General features: G+C 70.4%; 1 protein-coding gene. It reads right to left on the bottom strand.

Annotation, left to right across the window (positions count from 1 at the left end; translation table 11 throughout):
* Window positions 1–186: 186 nt before the first annotated feature.
* Window positions 187–912 (bottom strand): carbon-nitrogen hydrolase family protein (locus A5652_RS05335; protein WP_067347368.1); only part of this gene is annotated, 726 nt, incomplete at its 5' end.

Raw genomic sequence — 912 nt, 5'->3', positions numbered from 1 at the left:
CAGTTCCGTGTAGAGCGCTGGGAAGCGGATGTCGTAGCAGACGGTCCGGCGGCGGGGGCACGTGACCCGGGCCGCCGGTGCTGATTCGCTCGGTCGGCCGCTCCGTGGGAGGCTGGCCGAAGGGTCCCTGGTGGGGGGGACGGGCCCACTTCGACGGGTCCGGGTTCGGTGGTCCTTGTGGGTTCGTCACCCGACCGATTCTGCCCTATCAACCTGAGTAAAGTCCGAGCGGTTGCGAAGGACCGCGATACTCTCGCGGGCCTCTGCGACCCTGCCGACGTCGATGTCGGCAACCAGTAGCTGCGGGTGAGAGCCGGCCGACGCGACGACGTCGCCCAGTGGCGAGACGATCAGGCTGCCCCCGACGCCGGTCGGTGCCCCCGAACCGGATGGGCGGGTGTCACCGGGGTCGGCCTGACCGGCTGCAACGACGTAGCTCATCGAATCGAGTGCGCGGGCGCGGGCCAGCAGCGTCCACTGGTCGAGTTTGCCCGGACCCGCACCCCAGGACGCGCACACCGCGATCACCTCGGCGCCGCGGCGGGCCAGTTCCGTGTAGAGCGCTGGGAAGCGGATGTCGTAGCAGACGGTCAGCCCCACCCGGACGCCGTCGACCGTGATCACCACCGGATCATGTCCCGGCGCGACCGTGTGCGATTCGGTGAAGCCGAACGCGTCGTAGAGGTGGATCTTGTCGTAGTGGGCCGAATCGTGCGGGCCGGCCGCGATCAGTGTGTTCTTCACCCGCCCGTCGCCCGACGGGGTGAACATCCCGGCGACGACGGTGATGCGGGAATCGGCCGCGATGCGGCGCACCCCGTCGGCCCAGGGCCCGTCGACCGGCTCCGCGACCGGGCCCAGCGGCACCCCGAACCGGCACATGGTCGCCTCCGGGAACACCACCAGCTTCGC

The organism is Mycobacterium sp. 1165178.9, assembly GCF_001673555.1.
Taxonomy (GTDB): Bacteria; Actinomycetota; Actinomycetes; order Mycobacteriales; family Mycobacteriaceae; genus Mycobacterium.
Note: the sequence above shows the minus strand (reverse complement) of the source record. Positions and strands in the feature narration are given on the sequence as shown.